Annotated in this window: 15 protein-coding genes and 1 tRNA gene; 12 read left to right on the plus strand and 4 right to left on the minus strand. The window is 69.7% G+C overall.

Translation table 11 applies throughout. The features are described 5' to 3' along the window. The first annotated feature begins 51 nt into the window (after positions 1-51). Positions 52-1482, plus strand: coding sequence for a pyruvate kinase (pyk, locus tag ABD841_RS02100; RefSeq protein ID WP_344967207.1), 1431 nt, complete (start codon positions 52-54; stop codon positions 1480-1482). Between the two features lie 225 nt (positions 1483-1707). Here the strand turns inward: pyk and ABD841_RS02105 are convergent, their stop codons facing one another. Together ABD841_RS02105 and ABD841_RS02110 are read right to left on the minus strand one after the other, a co-directional pair. After that, positions 1708-2286: a GNAT family N-acetyltransferase gene (locus ABD841_RS02105; protein WP_344967209.1), complete on the minus strand. Its 579-nt coding sequence runs from the start codon at positions 2284-2286 to the stop codon at positions 1708-1710. A gap of 286 nt (positions 2287-2572) precedes the next feature. Continuing rightward, positions 2573-2647, minus strand: a tRNA-Leu gene (locus ABD841_RS02110). A gap of 134 nt (positions 2648-2781) precedes the next feature. Between ABD841_RS02110 and ABD841_RS02115 the strand changes: the two genes are divergently transcribed. The 6 genes from ABD841_RS02115 (at position 2782) to ABD841_RS02140 (ending at position 8985) form a co-directional block, all read left to right on the plus strand. After that, positions 2782-3369, plus strand: a complete 588-nt coding sequence (locus tag ABD841_RS02115) for an ANTAR domain-containing response regulator (protein ID WP_344967211.1) — start codon at positions 2782-2784, stop codon at positions 3367-3369. 512 nt (positions 3370-3881) lie between these two features. Next, the gene (locus ABD841_RS02120; RefSeq protein WP_344967470.1) at positions 3882-5039 is read left to right on the plus strand and encodes a branched-chain amino acid ABC transporter substrate-binding protein; all 1158 of its coding nucleotides are present in this window, start codon (positions 3882-3884) and stop codon (positions 5037-5039) included. A 161-nt stretch (positions 5040-5200) separates the two neighbouring features. Beyond that, on the plus strand, positions 5201-6193 hold the full coding sequence (locus ABD841_RS02125) for a branched-chain amino acid ABC transporter permease (protein WP_425581933.1): 993 nt from the start codon (positions 5201-5203) through the stop codon (positions 6191-6193). Then, a complete protein-coding gene (locus ABD841_RS02130; RefSeq protein WP_344967213.1) occupies positions 6190-7413 on the plus strand; it encodes a branched-chain amino acid ABC transporter permease in 1224 nt (407 codons plus the stop codon). The genes ABD841_RS02125 and ABD841_RS02130 overlap by 4 nt, the downstream gene beginning before the upstream one ends. After that, positions 7410-8243 carry an ABC transporter ATP-binding protein gene (locus ABD841_RS02135; RefSeq protein WP_425581934.1) on the plus strand — a complete coding sequence of 278 codons (834 nt, stop codon included), beginning with the start codon at positions 7410-7412 and terminating at the stop codon, positions 8241-8243. Before ABD841_RS02130 ends, ABD841_RS02135 begins: the two co-directional genes overlap by 4 nt. Continuing rightward, positions 8233-8985, plus strand: coding sequence for an ABC transporter ATP-binding protein (locus ABD841_RS02140; protein WP_344967215.1), 753 nt, complete (start codon positions 8233-8235; stop codon positions 8983-8985). Before ABD841_RS02135 ends, ABD841_RS02140 begins: the two co-directional genes overlap by 11 nt. Positions 8986-9214: 229 nt before the next feature. Here the strand turns inward: ABD841_RS02140 and ABD841_RS02145 are convergent, their stop codons facing one another. Then, positions 9215-9790: a DUF4352 domain-containing protein gene (locus ABD841_RS02145; RefSeq protein WP_344967217.1), complete on the minus strand. Its 576-nt coding sequence runs from the start codon at positions 9788-9790 to the stop codon at positions 9215-9217. 386 nt (positions 9791-10176) lie between these two features. On the opposite strand from ABD841_RS02145, the gene ABD841_RS02150 reads away from it, so the two are divergent. The 3 genes from ABD841_RS02150 to ABD841_RS02160 are packed head-to-tail and all read left to right on the plus strand — an operon-like array spanning position 10177 to position 12676. After that, positions 10177-11058 (plus strand): transporter substrate-binding domain-containing protein, encoded by an 882-nt coding sequence (locus tag ABD841_RS02150; RefSeq protein ID WP_344967219.1) that lies wholly within the window; start codon positions 10177-10179, stop codon positions 11056-11058. 11 nt (positions 11059-11069) lie between these two features. Further along, a complete protein-coding gene (locus ABD841_RS02155) occupies positions 11070-11912 on the plus strand; it encodes an amino acid ABC transporter permease (protein WP_344967221.1) in 843 nt (280 codons plus the stop codon). After that, a complete protein-coding gene (locus ABD841_RS02160) occupies positions 11912-12676 on the plus strand; it encodes an amino acid ABC transporter ATP-binding protein (protein ID WP_425581937.1) in 765 nt (254 codons plus the stop codon). The genes ABD841_RS02155 and ABD841_RS02160 overlap by 1 nt, the downstream gene beginning before the upstream one ends. 443 nt (positions 12677-13119) lie before the next feature. Here ABD841_RS02160 and ABD841_RS02165 read toward each other — a convergent pair whose 3' ends face one another. After that, on the minus strand, positions 13120-13464 hold the full coding sequence (locus ABD841_RS02165) for a PaaI family thioesterase (RefSeq protein ID WP_344967476.1): 345 nt from the start codon (positions 13462-13464) through the stop codon (positions 13120-13122). Positions 13465-13610: 146 nt separating this feature from the next. Here ABD841_RS02165 and polA point away from each other — a divergent pair, with 146 nt between their 5' ends. Together polA and ABD841_RS02175 are read left to right on the plus strand one after the other, a co-directional pair. Then, complete coding sequence (gene polA, locus ABD841_RS02170; protein WP_344967225.1) at positions 13611-16334, plus strand: DNA polymerase I; 2724 nt, start codon at positions 13611-13613, stop codon at positions 16332-16334. 107 nt (positions 16335-16441) lie between these two features. After that, positions 16442-17524, plus strand: coding sequence for a polysaccharide deacetylase family protein (locus tag ABD841_RS02175; protein ID WP_344967227.1), 1083 nt, complete (start codon positions 16442-16444; stop codon positions 17522-17524). Positions 17525-17622: the final 98 nt, after the last annotated feature.

The raw sequence follows: 17622 nt of genomic DNA on the forward strand, positions 1-17622 counted from the left end.
GCTCCGGGCAACGTCACGACCAAGTGGTCTGTACCAATTAGGGTGGGATCCGTGACTCGTCGCGCGAAAATCGTTTGCACTCTCGGCCCCGCCACCTCCTCTCCCGAACGCATCCGCGAACTGATCGCGGCAGGGATGGACGTGGCCCGTTTCAACCTCAGCCACGGCAGCCACGAGCTGCACAAAGAGGTCTACGACAGGGTGAGGGAGGCTGCCGACGAGCTCGGACGTGGCGTGGGCGTGCTGGCCGACCTCCAGGGGCCCAAGATCCGTGTCGGCAAGTTCGAGGAGGGGCCCGTCCGGCTCGGTTTCGGGGACGTCTTCACGATCACCACGGAGGAGGTCGCCGGCGACCGCGAGCAGGTCTCCACGACCTACCAGGGCCTGCCCAAGGACGTCCGCCCGGGAGACAGCATCCTGGTCGACGACGGCCGGGTCCGCCTGGAGGTCACCCGGATCGACGGCCCGCGCGTCACCACCCGCGTGATCATCGGCGGCATGATCTCCGACAACAAGGGCCTCAACCTGCCCGGCGTGAACGTCAGCGCCCCGGTCCTGACCGACAAGGACGAGACCGACCTGCGCTGGGCGCTGCGCACCGGCTTCGACCTGGTCGCGCTCTCCTTCGTCCGGCGCCCCTCCGACGCCGACGTGGTGCGCAACATCATGGAGCAGGAGGGCATCCGCCTCCCGTTGCTGGCCAAGATCGAGAAGCCGCAGGCCGTGGAGCGGCTCCCCGAGATCATCGAGGCCTTCGACGGCATCATGGTCGCCCGCGGCGACCTCGGCGTCGAGCTGCCCCTGGAGGAGGTGCCCATCGTGCAGAAGCGCGCCATCGAGCTCTGCCGCGAGAAGGCCCGCCCCGTCATCGTCGCCACCCAGATGCTCGAATCGATGATCACGGCCCCGCGGCCCACCCGGGCCGAGGCTTCCGACGTCGCCTACTCGGTCGCGGACGGCACCGACGCGATCATGCTCTCCGGCGAGACCTCGGTCGGCAACTACCCGATCGAGGCCGTCGAGACCATGAGCCGCATCGCCCGGGCGGCGGAGAAGGCCTCGCTGGAGGCCACCCACAGCCTCGACCGGCTTCCGGAGACCACCGGCGGCGCCATCGCCCGCGCCGCGGCCGAGGTCGGCGCCATCGTCGGCGCCAAGGCCCTGGTGGCGTTCACCATGTCCGGCGAGACGGCGCGCCGCCTGGCCCGCTACCGTTCGCCGATCCCGCTGCTGGCCTTCACCTCCGCCCCGCACGTCCGCAACCAGCTCGCGCTGACCTGGGGCGTGGAGACCTTCGAGGTGCCGTTCGTGCACCACACCGACGACATGGTGCGCCAGGTCGAGGCCTCGCTGCTGTCCAACGCCCGGCTGGAGAAGGGCGACAAGGTCGTCATCGTCGCCGGCTCGCCCCCCGGCACGGCCGGCTCCACCAACGCGCTCCGCGTCCACACCATCGGCGCGGCGGTCGCCCACCCCGCCTGACCGGTCCCGGCCGTGTGGGGGCACCGCCGCGGCGGTGCCCCCACACGCGCACGGGCCCCGCGGGTTTCGGCGGCCGCAGCTTGGCGGTGCACGAGGTGTCCCCATACGCGCGGGCCCCGCCGGGGTGGCCCCGTCACCGGCCCCGGTGCCCCGCACGCGCACGGGCCCTCCGCACGCCCGCGCTCCCCGTACGCGGACCGGGGCCGCCCCCGGGGCCGCGGTGCCTCAGGCCTGCCGGTACTCCCAGGTTCGCAACAGCAGCCGCCGTCCCTTCTCCTCGGCCGGCACGGGCGGCGCGTCCGTCAGGCGGTACCCCGTCGCGCGGGCCACCGCGGCGCTCGCCGCGTTCTCGTCCTCGATCTTCAGCCGCAGCCGCGACACCCCGACCGTGCCGAGGGCGAACTCCGTCATCATGCGCACGGCCCGGCTCGCCAGCCCCCGCCCCCGGTGGGCGGCCCCCACGCTGTAACCGATCTCCGCGACGTCCGGGTCCGGTCCGCTCAGCATCAGCAGCACCTCACCGGCGGGCTCGCCCCCGTCCACGGTGATCGCCAGTTGCACCCGCTCCCCGGCGGCCCGGCTCCGCCTGGCCCGCTCCAGGTAGGCCCGCGCGGCCTCCAGATCGAACGGGGAGACCAGCGGCGTCCAGTACGCCACCTCGGGATCGTCGAACAGTCCGGCCATCGCGGCCAGGTCGTCGTCCGCCCACTCCCGCAGCACCACCCCGTCGCCGCGCAGCCGCACTTCCGCCGGAAGGCGCACCAGGGCGTCTTCCCGTGCTCCCCGGCCGTTTCCCGTCGTCACACCGTCACCTTCCGATCGCCGCCTTCTCCCGGCAACCTACTCGCCCGCCCGCGCTCGCCGGGACGGGGTACGGCCGTACGGCGGGCGGCGGCCGGACCGCCGGGGGAACGGCGAGAGAAGGCCGGGCAGGACGTCAGGGACGTGATGAGGCCGGCGGGTCTGCCTCCGCGCACGGGCGGGGCGTCCTTGCGCCGGCCCGCCGGCCCGCGGGCCCGGCGGCTCCCGGCCACGGGGTGGCCGGGAGAACGGAAAAGCCGCCCGGCCGTGCGGCCGGGCGGCCGAAGTGTGCCCCGGGTGGGACTCGAACCCACACTGTACGGGTTTTGAATCCGCTCCCTCATGCCAATTGGGGTACCGGGGCAGGGATTCGGACTTGCCTGAATCCACCCAGACTTCTTCCGTGCAGCATAGCCAATAACGATCATTGACCGGAACCGGCGTGGTCCCAATCTAGCGGACGTCGGTACTCTCTTGCTCGTGAGTACGCAGCGGCGAGTGGTGATCGCAGAAGACGAGGCGCTGATCCGCCTCGACCTGAAGGAGATGCTTGAGGAGGAGGGGTATGCCGTCGTCGCGGAGGCCGCTGACGGGGAGGCCGCGGTCAAGCTGGCGATGGAGCACCGGCCGGACCTGGTGATCCTGGATGTGAAGATGCCCATCCTGGACGGGATCTCGGCCGCCGAACAGATCGTGTCGCAGCGGGTCGCGCCGTGCCTCATCCTGACGGCCTTCTCCCAGCGCGACCTGGTCGAGCGCGCCAGGGACGCCGGTGCGATGGCGTACCTGGTCAAGCCGTTCACCAAGTCCGACCTGGTGCCCGCGATCGAGATGGCGGTCAGCAGGCACCAGGAGATCGCCGCGCTGGAGCGTGAGGTCGGCACGCTCTCGGAGCGGCTGGAGACCCGCAAGCTGGTGGAGCGGGCCAAGGGGCTGCTGATGGAGCGCCACGGGTGGAGCGAGCCGCAGGCGTTCCGGTGGATCCAGAAGGCGTCCATGGACCGCAGGCTGAGCATGCGCCAGGTGGCGCAGATCGTGGTCTCCGACACGCCCGCCGCCCCCGAGGGCGATTCCCCGGAGTCCTGACCGGACCCGCCCCGGTTCCCCCGGCTGGGGCCACCGCCTCCCGTCCGGTTCCCGCCCGGGCCGCGCGCCGAGCGCCTCCGGCCGTCCGGCCGGCTCCCGCCGGGCCGGCCCCACCATCCTCACCTCCCATCGCTTCCGCCACGCCGCCATCGCGACGCGGGCGTCCGGCGGTCCGGTGCGCAAGATCTTTGAAATGTCGGAGAAGGCCGGTTTCCACGGGGATGGCGTGGGCTTCCGGGCACTGGGAGTGATCTCCGTTATGGACATGACCTTGCCAGTGACCACGGCTTTTGTGTCTGATAGCCGAAAAGGATCGGTGTAATAACGAAGCGGTAACGGAGGGTCGTCCTGTATCGACCCGTGACATCCGCTAGCTGTACTAACCGACACAACCCCTGGCCACCTCGCCAGGGGAGGTCATCTGTGAACTCGGTCCTGACGAGGGACTGGGCGAAAGGAAGGCAACCTTGCGGCCTAAGACTGCACGCCTCGGTGGAGTGCTTGCCGCCGGTGTGGCGCTCACCCTCGGTCTCGCCGCCTGCGGTGGCGGTGGCACCGAAGGGTCTCCGGCGGACGGCGGTGCCACTGGTGCCGCTCCTGGTACGGTCAAGCTTGGTTTCATGGGCGACCTGACCGGCCCGAACGCCGGCATTGTCATCCCGCCCCGCAACGGCGCGAAGCTCGTCATCGACGAGTACAACAAGACGAACCCCGCCGTGAAGATCGAGCTTGTCGAGTACGACAGCCAGGGTGACCCCTCCAAGGCCGTCGCCCTGGCCCAGCAGGCGATCAAGACCGACAAGATCGTCGGGCTGATCGGCCCTGCTTTCTCCGGTGAATCCGCTCAGGTGGGACCGGTGCTTGAGGAGGCGCAGCTGCCGAGCATCTCGGCCTCCGCCACCAATGCCAAGCTGTCGGAGAACGGCTGGAAGTTCTGGCACCGCGTGCTCCCGAGCGACAGTGTTCAGGGCCCCGGCATCGGCGAGTTCATCGCGACGGGTCTCGCCGCCAAGAAGGTCTTCGTCATCGACGACAAGTCCGAGTACGGCAAGCCGCTGGCCGACGCCGTCCGGACCACGCTCCAGGGCAAGGGCGTCACGCTGGAGAACGACTCGCTCGACCCGACCGAGAGCGACTTCTCCTCCGTCGTGAACAAGGTCGCCGCGGCCAAGCCCGACGCGGTCTTCTTCGGCGGTTACTACGCCGCGGGCGGCAACCTGCTCAAGCAGCTCCGCGACAAGGGCGTGAAGGACGCCAAGTTCCTGTCCGGCGACGGCTCGCTGGACAAGGGCCTGATCGACGGCGCCGGCGCCGCCAACGCCGAGGGCGCCCTGGTCGGCTGCCCGTGCTACATCGCCACCCCGGACGTCACCGACGCCAAGGTGAAGTCCTTCGCCGACTCCTACAAGGCCGCCTTCAACGCCGACCCGGCGATCTACGCGGCCGAGGGTTACGACGCGGCGACCGTCTTCGTGGAGGCGATCAAGGCGGGCAACACCACGCCTGACAAGATCAACCAGTTCATCGGCACGGTCGACCTGGCGGGTGTCTCCAAGCAGGTCAAGTTCGAGGCCAACGGCGAGGTCGCGGCCAAGGACATCTACATCTACCAGGTCAAGAACGGTGTCATCGGCCTGCTCGGCAAGGCCAACGAGGCCAAGCTGGGGTAGCCGGAGGCTTGGAGGAGAGTAGGTAGTCGACACGCGGAGAGCGGGAACGCCGCGATGCGTTCCCGCTCTTCTCATACTTCCACCAGAGTCCACGAGGTTCTGATCGGAGGCGGTGTGCTACCGGAAGTGCAGGCGACCCCCGCTAGAAGTGGTAAACCCTAGTGTTCAATGACTCCCTCGCCCAGCTGTGGCGAGCCTTCAGTGATCAATTCTGGCCGGCGACCATCGACGGTCTGTCCTTCGGCTCGATCTACGCCCTGATCGCGCTCGGCTACACCATGGTGTACGGCGTGCTGCGATTGATCAACTTCGCACACTCCGAAGTGTTCATGATCGGAACCTTCGGTGCGATGTTCGTGCCCTTCGTCCTGGGCATCAACACCCCGCTCACCGGCGTCGCGCTGGCCGGGATCATCCTGGCGATGATCCTGGCGGGCATGCTCGCCTCGGCGGGCACCGCGGTCGCCCTGGAGCGGATCGCGTACCGGCCGCTGCGCCGGCGCGGCGCGTCCCGGCTGGCGGCCCTGATCTCGGCGATCGGCGCCTCCATCTTCCTGCAGGAGCTGTTCGCCCTCCTGGTGATCCCGAAGGTCTTCAACCGCCCCGAGCAGGGCCGGATCCAGATGGGTCTGCCCCGGCTGATGGAGCGGACCGAGCTCTTCTCGATCTTCGGCCACACCGTCCGGGTCGACCAGGTGTTCGTCATCGTCGCCGCGATCGCCATGATGATCGCACTCGACGCCCTCGTGAACCGTACGAAGATCGGCCGGGGTATTCGCGCCACCGCGCAGAACCCCGAGGCGGCCGTTCTGATGGGTGTCAACATCGACAACATCGTCCGGATGACGTTCCTCATCGGCGGAGCCATGGCCGGTGTGGCGGGTGCGCTCTACCTCATCTCGTACGAGAACACGAACTACTACATCGGGTTCCTGTTCGGCATCAAGGCGTTCACCGCGGCGGTCCTGGGCGGCATCGGCAACCTGCGCGGTGCCCTGGTCGGCGGTGTCGTGCTGGGTCTGGTGGAGAACTACGGAGCCATCTTCTTCGGCTCCGACTGGAAACACGTGATCTCCTTCACCATCCTCGTCCTGGTCCTGATGTTCCGTCCCACCGGAATCCTCGGTGAATCACTCCAGCAGGCGCGCGCATGAAGCAGAAGAATTCCCTGGAAAGCGTCCCGAAGGGGATCGCCTACCGGCTCGGCCGGAGGCTTGGCGATCTGCTTGTCCCCGTCGTCCATCTGTTCGGCCTCATCGGTCGCCGGCTCGGTCACGCCGGCGACGTCGTGCGGGACCGCTGGGCGGTCACCCCGGGCTGGCAGCGCTGGATCGTCTACGTGCTCCTGATCGTCGGCGCCCTGCTGCTGCCGTCGGAGAGCCTGGCGCCCATCATGTCGCCCTACACCGACTGGGCGAGCATCCTGTTCTTCCCGATCGGGACGTACGTGCTCCTGGCCATCGGCCTGAACGTGGTGGTCGGCCAGGCCGGCCTGCTCGACCTGGGCTTCGTCGCGTTCTACGCGGTGGGCGGCTACGCGATGGCGCTGATCGGCACCCGGCTGGGCTGGAACTTCTGGCTGATCATGCTGGTGGGCATCGGGATCTGCGCCCTGTCCGGCATCACGCTGGGCGCGCCGACGCTGCGGCTGCGCGGCGACTACCTGGCGATCGTCACGCTGGGCTTCGGTGAGATCATCCGCATCACCGCCCGGAACACCGACGAGATCGGCGGCCCGAACGGTATCCGCGGCATCCCGCACCCGCCGAGCATCGAGGGTATCGAGCTCTTCGGCATCGACATCTTCAAGTACGGCGTGCTGGACCCGCGGCCCTACTACTACCTGCTGGTCGCCCTGGCCGTCATCGTGATCATCCTGGTGAAGCGCTGGGAGAAGAGCCGTGTCGGGCGCGCCTGGGCGGCGATCCGCGAGGACGAGGACGCGGCCGAGGTCATGGGCGTGCCGACGTTCCGCTTCAAGATGCTCGCCTTCGCCATCGGAGCCTCGATCGGCGGCGCCATGGGCGTGCTGTGGGCCGGGAAGGTCATCTCGATCAACCCGAACGACTTCCAGTTCCTGCTCTCGGCGACGATCCTGGCCGCCGTGGTCATGGGTGGCGCGGGCAATCTGCCCGGTGTCATGCTGGGTGCGTTCGTGGTGGCCTGGCTGCCCGAGCGCTTCCGCGGCCTGCAGGAGTACCGCATGCTGATCTTCGGTGCGGTTCTCGTGGCGCTGATGATCTTCCGTCCGGAGGGGCTGCTGCCGTCGCGCCAGCGCAAGGCGGAGCTGAAAGAGGGGTCAGGCGGAATGGGTACGCTCGGAGCCGAGGTCCCCGGGCCGGAGTCGAGGGGCGAGGAGGTGGCTTCCAAGTGAGCGCCGGAGTGAACCCGGAGGCCGGGGGCGCCTCGAAGGCGCCGGCGAGGCAGATCGGCGGTGCCATGCTGGAGCTGAACGACCTCGTCATGCGGTTCGGCGGCGTCACGGCCCTGCGCGACGTCAACCTCACCGTCAACGAGGGGGAGATCTTCGCGCTGATCGGCCCGAACGGCGCCGGCAAGACCACGGTCTTCAACGTGGTGACCGGCGTCTACCAGCCGACCGAGGGCGAGGTCCGCTTCCAGGGCGAGAGGATCAGCGGCGTCAAGCGCTTCAAGATCACCAAGCGCGGTATCGCCCGCACGTTCCAGAACATCCGCCTCTTCCACAACATGACGGCCATCGACAACGTCATGGTGGGCGCGGACGCGCACCACAGGGCCGGCATGGTCAGCGTCGCGCTGGGGCTGCCCTGGCACCGCAGGGCGGAGAAGGACGGCCGGAAGCTCGCGATGGAGCTGCTCGACTTCGTCGGCATCTCGCACCGCGCGCACGACCACGCCAAGAACCTGCCCTACGGCGACCAGCGCCGCCTGGAGATCGCCCGCGCGCTGGCGACCAACCCGAAGCTGCTGCTGCTGGACGAGCCCGCGGCCGGTATGAACCCGGCGGAGAAGGTGGCCCTGCAGCGGCTGATCCGGGACATCCGTGACGCCGGCCGGACGATCCTGATCATCGAGCACGACATGAGCCTCATCATGGGCATCAGCGACCGCATCGCGGTGCTGGACTTCGGCCAGAAGATCGCCGATGGCCTGCCGGACGAGGTGCGGAACGACCCCCGGGTCGTCGAGGCGTATTTGGGAGCTCCCTCAGATGCTTCTTGAGGTCAACGACATTCACGTCCACTACGGCAAGATCGAGGCGCTCAAGGGCGTCTCGGTCGAGGTCAACGATGGCGAGATCGTCACGCTCATCGGGGCGAACGGGGCGGGCAAGACCACGACCCTGAAGACGATCTCGGGCCTGCGCGGCCTGTCGTCGGGGCGCGTCCTCTTCGAGGGCAGGGACATCAGCAGGATGCCCGGCCACCTGCGCGTCATCGCCGGCCTGGGGCAGGCTCCCGAGGGCCGGGGCGTGTTCCCCGGCATGACGGTGCACGACAACCTGCTCATGGGCGCCTACACGCGCTCGGGCGACTTCAGCGCCGAGCTGGCCGAGGCGTACGAGCTGTTCCCCCGCCTGGCGGAGCGCAGGAACCAGCCGGCCGGCACGATGTCCGGCGGTGAGCAGCAGATGCTCGCCATCGGCCGGGCGCTGATGGCCAAGCCGAAGGTGCTGCTGCTGGACGAGCCGTCGATGGGGCTGGCGCCGCTGCTGGTGCAGCAGATCTTCTCCATCATCGAGGAGATCAACCGTCGCGGCACCACGGTGCTCCTGGTGGAGCAGAACGCCCAGCAGGCGTTGAAGCTCGCCCACCGGGCGTACGTCCTGGAGACCGGGAGGGTGGTCAAGAGCGCGCCCGCCGACGAGCTGCTCAACGACCCCGACGTGCAGGCCGCCTACCTCGGCGGCGGGCACGGCGCCCCCCCGGAGACGCAGCCCGGCGCGCCGGACGTCACCTCGTGACCGGCCGCGGGGGGACCGCGCCGTAGTCGCCGCCTCGCGGGGAGGGCAAGCCTCGGCCGCCCCGCGAGGCGGGCGGTGACGCCGGCTGACGGCCGGACCACGCGCGGCGGCCGCGCGCGCCCGGGGCCCGCACCGTCCTTTCCCCGTCCGGTTCCCGCCCGCCGGGGAAACCTTTCCGGGGGCGTGCGGGACGAGCGCGTCCGGCCGGGCCCGGGTGAGGAGGTGACCGTCAGGGCAGGGGGACCTCGGCCCCGTCGGTGCCACCGCCCACCCCGAGGGGCGGATCGCCGAACAGCCTGATCGCCCTGACCTTCGCCTCCTGGGGGATGTCGAACCACAGGTCCATCTCGATCCTGACCTCGGCGCCCAGCGGGAGCGTGTCGGGCTGGCGCTTGATGGCCTGGGCGAACTTGTCGACGGCGTAGGCCGTGCCGTCGGCGGTGACGAGCCGCTGCCGCTTGGCCTCGAAACGGGAGTTGGTCCGGCCCGGGTTCTCCACGACGATCCGGACGACCACGTACTGGCCCTTGGCCTGCCACTCGGCATGGCTGCCGAAGAAGCCCTCCAGGCCCTTCTGCAGGCCGATCACGTGGAACCGGGTGTCGCCGTCGTTCACCGGGGCGGCGCCGACGGGTATCTCCCCGGGCCGCACCGGCCGGGCCGGGAGCGGGTACGTCGGGGTCGGCGTGGCGGGCGGGGACGCGGTCGCCGGGGCCGCGCCCGTTCCCGGCGTACCCGTCCCCGTGCAGCCGGTCAGGGCGGTGACGGCGAGGGCGGCGCCGGTGAGCAGAATGAGGTTGCGCACATCGGGCAAGGTAACCGAGGGGATTCCGGGGATCAACGCTTCGTGGTGCCCGCTCCGGCGGGCGCGGTGGGGCGGGGCCCCGGCGCCGGGAGGAGCGCGCGGTCCCGCCGGCCCGGTGGTCCACCTCGTGCCGCGGACAGCGGGTACCGTACCGGACGCGGTGCGTCACCTGCCCGGGGCCGGGGCCCGGGTCTTCACGCCGGAGGAATTCGATGAACACACGACCCCTGCTTCCTTCCGGAAGCGGGTATCGAGCAGGAAGCCTCAGACGTGGTTGTTGTCCGAATTGTGTCGTAGTGGTGATCTGCGTGACTATGCAGGTGATGCAGCATGACCTGCACTGAGGTATCCATACAAGACGCGACATTGACCCTAAGGAGGCCTTTGTGGGCCTGAGTTTTGTTTCCCGTCGTGCGCTCACGGTGGGCGCCGTGGTCGTCGCCGGTGCGCTCGGCCTGTCGGCCTGTGGAGGTGGCGAGTCCACCACGGCGAGCCCGAGCGATGGTGCCTCGGCGAGCGCCCCCGCGGCCGCTCCCGGTGTGAAGCTGGTCAAGCCCGGCAAGCTCACGACGTGCACCAGCCTGCCGTACGCGCCGTTCCAGTTCACCGACACCTCCTCCGGCAAGGTCGTGGGCTTCGACGTCGACCTGGTCGACCTGGCCGCCAAGAAGCTCGGTGTGACCCAGGAGATCGTGGACGTCAAGTTCGACGTGATCAAGAGCGGCGCCGCCCTCAACGGAGGCACCTGCGACATCGCCGCGGCCGGTATGACCATCACCGAGGAGCGCAAGGCGAACCTCGACTTCACCAGCCCGTACTTCGACGAGGTGCTCGCGGTCTTCGCCAAGAAGGGCTCCGGGGTCAAGACCCTGGACGACGTGAAGGCCAAGAACCTGAAGCTGGGCGTGCAGACCGGCACCACCAGCCTCGACCTGGCCAAGGAGAAGGGCTTCACGCCGACCGAGTTCGACGACGCGGGCAAGCAGATCCTGGCCCTGCAGTCCGGCCAGGTCGACGTGGTCCTGCAGGACCTGCCGGTCGTCAACGACTGGCTGAAGACCAAGCCGCAGATCGCCGAGCAGTTCGAGCTCGGCGAGACCATCAACAGCGGCAACCAGTACGGTTTCGCGGTCAGGAAGGGGGGGAACCCCGAACTGCTCAAGACCGTGAACGACGCCCTGGCCCAGGCCATCAGCGACGGCTCGTGGGCCGCCTCCTACAAGAAGTGGATCGGCTCGGACCCGGTTTCCACGCCCGCTCCCAAGTGATCTGAAAGCGTATGTCCACCATCAAGAGCGAGCCCTCCGCAGCCGCGGCCCGCGGCGGCGGGGGGCTCAGCCCGCGTAAACGCCGCCGGGTGATCCTCGGCGTCCAGTACGCGATCGTCATCGGCGTCATCGGCCTCATCGCGGCGACCGTCGACTGGCCCACGATCCGGGAGCACTTCCTGGACGTGGACGCGGCCAGGCAGATGCTGCCCACGCTTTTCACGGTCGCGCTGAAGAACACGGTCATCTACACCCTCAGCGCGTACGTGATCGGCTTCCTGCTCGGCCTGCTGCTGGCCCTGATGCGGATGTCGTCCGCGGCCCCGTACCGCTGGGCCGCCCTCGTCTATGTCGAGATCTTCCGCGGCCTGCCGGCGCTGCTGGTCCTCATGCTGATCGGGTTCGGCATCCCGATCGCCTTCCAGGGCCTGCAGTTCCCCGGCGACGTCTACGGCAAGGTCGCCATCGGACTCGGCCTCGTCGCCGCCGCCTACATGGCGGAGACCTTCCGGGCCGGCCTGCAGGCCGTCCCGCGCGGCCAGATGGAGGCGGCCAGGTCGCTCGGCATGTCGCACTCCCGCGCGATGGTGTCGGTCGTCATCCCGCAGGCGCTGCGCCTGGTGATCCCGCCGCTGACCAACGAGCTGATCCTGCTGTTCAAGGACTCCTCGCTGGTCTCCGCGCTCGGCATCACCGCCGCGACGATCGAGCTCACCAAGCTCGGCTCCGACGCGGCGATCAACAGCGCCGACGCCACGCCCTTCGTGGTGGCCGGTCTGACGTACCTGATCATCACTGTGCCGCTGGGCTTCGTCGTGCGCCGCCTCGAGGCCCGCCAGACGAGGGGACGGTGATCCGGGTGCTGGCCCAGTCCGCGGTCGAGATCCGCAACCTGCACAAGTCGTTCGGACACCTGGAGGTGCTCAAGGGGATCGACTTCTCCGTCGACACCGGCCAGGTCGTCTGCGTCATCGGCCCCTCCGGCTCGGGCAAGTCCACGCTGCTGCGCTGCGTGAACCTGCTGGAGCAGCCCACGGCGGGCCAGGTGATCGTGGAGGGCGTCGAGCTCACCCACCCCGACGTCGACATCGACGCCGCCCGCCGCCGCGTCGGCATGGTCTTCCAGCAGTTCAACCTGTTCCCGCACATGACCGCGCTGCAGAACGTGATGATCGCCCAGCAGCGGGTCCTCAAGCGGGGGAGGGCGGAGGCGGAGCGGATCGCCAGGGAGAACCTGGACAAGGTCGGCGTCGGCAACAAGGCCGGCTCCTACCCGGCCCAGCTCTCCGGCGGCCAGCAGCAGCGCGTGGCCATCGCCCGCGCGCTGGCCATGAGCCCGGCGCTGATGCTCTTCGACGAGCCCACCTCGGCGCTCGACCCCGAGCTCGTCGGCGACGTGCTCACGGTCATGCGCAAGCTCGCCGAGGAGGGGATGACCATGCTCGTGGTCACCCACGAGATGGCCTTCGCCCGGGACGTGGCCGACCGGGTGGTCTTCATGGACGGCGGCGTGATCGTCGAGGACGGCCCCGCCGAGCAGGTGATCGGCAGCCCGAAGCACGAGCGCACCAAGACCTTCCTGCGCCGCGTGCTCGACCCGACGCACCACGAGATCTGAGCGCCGCCCCGCGCGGGGCCGGTCCCCGGAGCGACCCGCCGCACGGCCCGCGTCCACCCGGCGCGGGCCGTGCCGCCTCAGAGGGCCTGGGAGGCGCTGAGAGCGCCGTACGCCGTCGCGGACCTCTGGCCTGCTGTCTTTGGTCGGGAGGGCGTCGCGAGACGTCTGAGGGCCGCCAGGGGCGTCACGAGGCCGCGGCCGAGAGACCGGGGCGAAGCGCCGGGGAGGGCCGGGTGGATCGGGCCGGGGAGGGCCGGGTGGATCCCGGCCGCCCCGCCGATCCGACGAGCCCGGGGGCGGCCTTTGGCGCCGTACAGAGCTTCCCCGACCCTGCACGTTTTCTACTCGGCCGCCCCACGGGCATCGTCGTCACCCAACGTAGCGGACCTGTTGCTTCGGGAGGGCAAAAAAGCGGTCCGAGTATGATCGAATCCGAGATGTGATCAGATGTCGCGGAGCATGCACGTCAGGCGGGAGGTGCACACCCGCCGTCCCTGCTCGTCGGTGATCTCGATGTCGTAGGTGGCGATCGTCCGGCCGCCGTGGATCCGGGTCGCCACGCCGGTGACCAGCCCCGAGGTGGCCGACCGGTGGTGGGTGGCGTTGATCTCGATGCCGACGGCGCCGCGCCCGGGGCCCGCGTGGATGGCCGCGCCGGTCGAGCCCAGGGTCTCGGCGAGCACGCATGAGGCGCCCCCGTGCAGCAGTCCGTAGGGCTGGATGTTGCCCTCGACGGGCATCGTGCCCACCACCCGCTCGGCCGTGGCCTCGGTGATCTCGATGCCCATGCGCTCGACGAGCGTGTTCCGGTGGGCGGCGCCGATCAGCTCTTCGAAACGGGCGGCGGCCTCGTCGGGGTCTGCCATGGTCAAGGGGATGCCTCCTGTCATGCGAGGGACGGTTTTCTGTCGCACCAGGAGACTAGGCTTCCGTTGTGCCGAAGAGTGAAGTGACCCCCGACCGCCCGTGCCTCCTGCTGCTCGATGGGCACTCACTGGCTTATCGGGCGTTCTACGCGCTGCCCGAGGAGAACTTCTCCACGACGACGGGCCAGAAGACCAACGCCGTCTACGGCTTCACCTCGATGCTGGTCAACGTGCTCCGCGACGAGCGGCCGACCCACGTGGCGGTCTGCTTCGACCGCTCGGAGCCCACGTTCCGCCACGAGGAGTACGCCGAGTACAAGGCGAACCGCAGCGCGAGCCCCGACAGCTTCCGCAGCCAGATGAGCCTTGTCCACGAGATGCTCGACGCCCTGCGCGTGCCGCACCTGTCGCTGCCGGGCTACGAGGCCGACGACCTGATCGCCACCCTCGCCACGCGGGCCGCCGCGCAGGGCATGAACGTGCTGGTCGTCACCGGCGACCGCGACGCGCTCCAGCTGGTCGACGAGCGCGTCACCGTGCTGATGACCCGCGTCGGGATCAGCAACATGACCCGCTTCACGCCCGAGGCCGTCATGGAGAAGTACGAGCTCACCCCGGCGCAGTATCCCGACTTCGCCGCCATCCGCGGCGACTCCAGCGACAACCTCAAGAACATCCCCGGCGTGGGGGAGAAGACCGCCGCCAAGTGGATCCGCGAGTTCGGCTCGCTGGAGGAGCTGGTCAACCGGGTCGACGAGGTCAAGGGCAAGGTCGGCGAGAAGCTCCGCGACCACCTCGACCAGGTGCTCATGAACCGCCGCCTGACCCAGCTGATCCGCGACGTCCCGCTGGAGCAGGAGGTCTCCGCGCTGACGGTCGGCCCCGCCGACCGCGACGAGATCAACAAGATCCTCGACACGCTGGAATTCCGCGGCGAGATCCGCGACCGGCTGTTCAAGGTCGTCGGCTCGCCGGAGACCGAGAGCGACGAGGGCTTCGAGGTCGAGGTGGCCGTCCTCGGCCCCGGCGAGGTGGCGCCCTGGCTGCGGGCGCTGCCCGCGGGCCGCGCCGGCCTGGCCTTCAAGGGCGAGTACGCCAAGGGCACCGGCCGCCTCGACAGCATCGCCGTCGCCGCGCCCGCCGGGGGAGCCGGGACGTCCCGGGCCGCCGCGTTCATCGACCCCACCGCGCTGACCGAGGCCGACGAGGCGGCCCTGCGCGGGTGGCTGGCCGACCCGGCCAGGCCCAAGGCGGTGCACGACGCCAAGGGCCCGATGCTGGCCCTGTGGGCGCACGGCATGGAGCTGTGCGGCCTCACCTGTGACACGGCGCTGGCGGCCTACCTGGCGATGCCCGGGCAGCGCGCCTTCCCGCTGGAGGAGCTCGCCCGGGTCTACCTCGGCCGCGAGCTGCGCACCGAGGCCGAGACCGGCGGCCAGACCAGCCTCTTCGAGGACGAGAACGACGACGCGGCCCGCGAGCTGGGCCTGCGGGCACTGGCCGTGGCCGAGCTCGCCGACGCGCTGGAGGCGTTCCTGGAGCCGCGCGGCGGCACCCGCCTGCTGCGCGACGTGGAGCTGCCGCTCGTCACCGTGCTGGCCGAGATGGAGCGGGCCGGCATCGCCGCCGACCGCGAATACCTCGGCGGCCTGGAGGCCGAGTTCGGCGCCGCGGTCAAGCAGGCCGTCGAGGCGGCGCACGCGTCGGTGGGCGAGCAGTTCAACCTGGGCTCGCCCAAGCAGCTGCAGGAGATCCTCTTCGTCAAGCTCAACCTGCCCAAGACCAAGAGGACCAAGACCGGCTACACCACCGACGCCGAGGCGCTGGCCTGGCTGGCCGCCCAGACCGAGCACGAGCTTCCGACGATCATGCTCAGGCACCGCGACCAGGCCAAGCTGAAGGTCACGGTCGAGGGCCTGATCAAGGAGATCGCCGACGACGGCCGCATCCACACCACGTTCAACCAGACGGTGGCGGCCACCGGGCGGCTCAGCTCGGAGAAGCCGAACCTGCAGAACATCCCGATCCGCACCGCCGAGGGCCGCCGCATCCGGCAGGGCTTCGTGGTCGGCGCAGGCGGTCCCGGCGGGGCCTTCGAGACCCTGCTGACGGCCGACTACAGCCAGATCGAGCTGCGCATCATGGCGCACCTGTCCGGCGACGAGTCGCTGATCGCGGCCTTCGAGTCCGGCCACGACTTCCACAAGGCCACCGCGGCGCGGGTCTTCGACATCGAGCCCGAGCAGGTCACCGGGGAGATGCGGGCCAAGATCAAGGCGATGAACTACGGCCTGGCCTACGGCCTGTCCGACTACGGCCTGGCGGCCCAGCTCGGCATCCCGGTCGCCGAGGCCGGGGCGCTGAAGGAGGAGTACTTCCAGGAGTTCGGCGGCGTCCGCGACTTCCTCCACGCGATCGTCGCGCGGGCCAGGAACGACGGCTACACCGAGACCATCCTGGGCCGGCGCCGCTACCTGCCCGACCTCAACAGCGACAACCGCCAGCGCCGGGAGATCGCCGAGCGGATGGCGCTCAACGCCCCCATCCAGGGCTCGGCGGCCGACATCATCAAGGTCGCCATGCTCAACGTGCGCGACGCGCTGAAGGAGGCCTCGCTCGGCTCCCGGATGCTCCTGCAGGTCCACGACGAGCTCGTGTTCGAGGTCGCCGCCGGCGAGCTGGAGACCCTGCGCGAGCTGGTCGTCGGCCGGATGAACGCGGCCTACTCGCTGCGCGTCCCGCTGGAGGTCTCGGTGGGCGTCGGCCGCACCTGGGAGGACGCCGGGCACTGAGGGATTGCCCGGGGCTGTCCAAGTCTGTTCTAGGCTTGTGAGGCATCGGAAAGCTCGACGGGCACGGGAGTTTTGTGCGGAGTCCAATCCCCCTCACGCGGATCATCATGCTCGCCAATGTGGTGGTCGTCGCGACGGCGGTGGTGGTGCTCCTGGTGCTCCCCACCGCGCCCTCGTCCTCCGGCCGGCCCATGGCCGGCAAGGTGACCGGCAGCCCGCCGCCGTCGTCCTCGTCGCCCTCGCCGACGCCCGCCCTGCCCTCGGCCGAGTTACCGCCGCCGGTCACCGCCTCGCCGGAGTTCGCCCGGCAGGTGGAGGCCAACGAGGCGGGGATGGTCCCGATCCTGATGTACCACCGGATCATGAAGAAGCGACTGGCGTCGATCGACCGCACGCCGGCCCAGGTACGCAAGGAGATGGAGAAGCTCGCCAGGGACGGCTACGTGCCGATCACCGCGCGGGAGTTCGTCACCGGGAAGATCGACATCCCGGCGGGCAAGCACCCGGTGGTGCTGACCTTCGACGACGGCCACCACAGCCACTTCGCGCTGGGGGCCGACGGCATGCCGGTCAAGGACACCGCGGTCGGCATCATCTACCAGGTCGCCAAGAAGTATCCGGACTTCCGGCCGGTGGCGACCTTCTGGGTCAACCGCCAGCCGTTCGGCCTGCAGAACCCGCAGGACCAGGCCCGGGCGGTGCGGTGGCTGACCGCGCGGGGCTTCGAGGTGGCCAACCACACCTGGAGCCACCCCTACCTGCCCGGGCTGCCGAAGCAGAAGATCGCCGAGCAGATCGTCCGGATCGAGCGGCTGCTCGACAAGCTCGGCGGCCCGGCCTCCGAGACCCTCGCGCTGCCGTTCGGCGCGATGCCGCGCAAGCGGTCCACCGTGCAGGCCGGCAAGTGGGGCGGGAGTTCCTTCGCGTTCAAGGGCGTCTTCCTGGCCGGGGCGGAGCCGTCGGTCTCGCCGTTCGTCAAGGGTTTCGACCGGCGCTCCATCCAGCGCATCCAGAGCAACGGCAAGAAGGGCGAGTGCCGCAGGTGGTGCTCGCAGTACTGGCTCGAATGGCTCGACAAGCACCCCCGCCAGCGGTACACGGCCGACGGCGATCCCGAACGCATCTCCATACCACGCGGGCTTCGGGGTAATATCAGATCCGACCGGAGGCGTCAGATCAACGCTTACTGAGCGAGATCGTCATTCCCCTGGTCTGCGGACGCGTAGTCTCGTCGGATTGACCACACCCGTCTGGTCTCATATGCTGATCGCTGCGTTGTGGGCTCGCG

Origin of the sequence: Streptosporangium fragile (assembly GCF_039534445.1) — a bacterium.
Taxonomy (GTDB): Bacteria; Actinomycetota; Actinomycetes; order Streptosporangiales; family Streptosporangiaceae; genus Streptosporangium; species Streptosporangium fragile.